Here is an 840-nt window from a genome sequence, read left to right as displayed (position 1 = left end):
GCGCAATGCGGCGTGGTGACCCTGATCCAGCGCTTCGGCAGCGCGCTGAACCTGAATGTTCACTTCCACATGCTGTGGCTCGACGGCGTGTACGACGCGAACGTCGAGCCCCCGCGGCGCAAGCCGCGCCTGCGCCGCGCCCCCACCTCTGCGCAACTGACGCAGCTCGCCAACACCATCGCGCATCGCGTCTGCCGGCACCTGTCGCGCCGCGGCTGGCTCGAAGGCGAAGACGAATCCGTGTTCCTGTCCGACAGCGCGGGTAGCGACGACGGCATGGATGGGCTGCGGATGAGTTCGATGACCTACCGCATCGCCACCGGTCGCGACGCTGGCCGCAAGGTCGTCACGCTGCAAACATTGCCCGGTGACGCAGGCTCGCTGGAGGGCGATGCCGGCAAGGTCGGTGGCTTCTCGCTGCATGCCGGCGTGGCCGCGGAAGCACACGAAAGCCACAAGCTCGAAAAGCTGTGCCGCTACATCACGCGCCCGGCGATCAGCGAGCAGCGGCTGTCGATCTCACCGCAGGGTAGGGTGCGGTATCAGCTCAAGACGCCGTGGCGAAATGGGACCACGCATGTCGAATGGGATGCGGTGGACTTCATCGCCAAGCTGGCGGCACTGGTCCCGCCACCTCGCGCGCATCTCACCCGCTTCCACGGCGTATTCGCCCCGAATGCAAACCTGCGCGCGCAGGTGACGCCATCGGGGCGCGGCAAGCGGCCTGCGGGCGATGCGGCGCCGGTTGACGCAAGCGCCCACGACGAGCCGCGCAGCCCCGAGCAGAAGCGCCGTGCGATGAGCTGGGCGCAACGGCTCAAGCGGGTCTTTTCCATCGAC

General features: G+C 67.9%; 1 protein-coding gene. It reads left to right on the top strand.

From position 1 onward, the window contains the following. The coding region (locus PV764_RS20280; protein ID WP_421117431.1) for a transposase at positions 1-840 on the top strand (840 nt) is incomplete at both ends.

It is taken from the genome of Stenotrophomonas sp. AS1 (assembly GCF_048957655.1).
GTDB classification, from domain to species: domain Bacteria; phylum Pseudomonadota; class Gammaproteobacteria; order Xanthomonadales; family Xanthomonadaceae; genus Stenotrophomonas; species Stenotrophomonas bentonitica_A.
This window is presented reverse-complemented; position numbering and strand designations above follow the sequence as displayed.